This is a genomic window from Komagataeibacter oboediens, from assembly GCF_003207815.1.
Classification (GTDB): Bacteria; Pseudomonadota; Alphaproteobacteria; order Acetobacterales; family Acetobacteraceae; genus Komagataeibacter; species Komagataeibacter oboediens.
In genome coordinates this window covers 1-940 of sequence record NZ_NKTX01000220.1, presented here as the reverse complement: position 1 = coordinate 940, position 940 = coordinate 1, and the positions used below count along the sequence as shown (strand labels likewise).

Here is a 940-nt window from a genome sequence, read left to right as displayed (position 1 = left end):
GCACTACGATCATGATCCCGCTTCCTTCCACGCTGAGGATATGGCTGGCGGCCGGTGTAACCGATATGCGCCTGGGGATGCCCGGGCTGGCGTTGAAGGTCCAGGAAGCACTGGGTCGTGACCCTTTCGCGGGTGACGTCTATGCCTTCAGGGGCCGACGCGGCGACCTGGTGAAACTGATCTGGCACGATGGGATCGGCCTTTCCTTATATGCGAAGCGGATCGAGCGCGGGCATTTCCTGTGGCCTTCGGCAAAGGACGGAGCGATCCATCTCTCCCCGTCACAATTGACTTGTCTGCTGGAGGGTGTGGATTGGCGCAATCCTCAGAAAACATGGAGACCTGAACTGGCGGGATAATAAAAACTGCGTCAGGTCAGCATATACTGGTACCCTTTTGAGCGCCCATGTGATCAACTGCCTTCATGACGGGAGACACGGACGACATCATCGCCTTGCGCGCGGCACTTGCCGCTGCCGAGGCGCGTGCCCAGGTCGCCGAACTCCGGGCGTCTACTGCCGAAATCCGGGCCACTGATGCAGAATCGCGCGCGGCCAGCGCCGAAGCGCAGATTGCCCATCTCAAACATCTTATCGCGCGGATGCGCCAGGACCGTTTCGGCGCCTCGTCGGAGCGGGGGCGCCGCCTGCTGGCCCAACTCGAACTCGAACTGGAAGAACTGGAGACGACGCTCGCCGAGGACGCGCCCGAAAACGCCGTGAATCCCGCTGTCCGCGCGACAGCACCCAGGAGCAACCGGGGGCGCCAGCCCCTGCGTGCCGATTTGCCGCGCGAGCGGGTCGTCATCCCCGCACCGACACAGTGTCCGTGCTGTGGCAGCGTAAGCTCCCGGCGACTGACGCCTTGCTGAATACTTCTGGTCTTGTTCAGCTATGAAGCATGAGCGATTTAAGAGATAGGGACGCGGTACTACCTGCGA

The 940-nt window shown here is 61.8% G+C and carries 1 protein-coding gene and 1 pseudogene; both read left to right on the top strand.

Annotation, left to right across the window (positions count from 1 at the left end):
- Positions 1-359 (top strand): IS66 family insertion sequence element accessory protein TnpB (gene tnpB / locus CFR80_RS18460; RefSeq protein WP_373636560.1); only part of this gene is annotated, 359 nt, incomplete at its 5' end.
- A 65-nt stretch (positions 360-424) separates the two neighbouring features.
- Positions 425-841, top strand: a pseudogene (locus CFR80_RS18455) (transposase domain-containing protein); the annotation flags it as partial.
- Positions 842-940 lie beyond the last annotated feature (99 nt).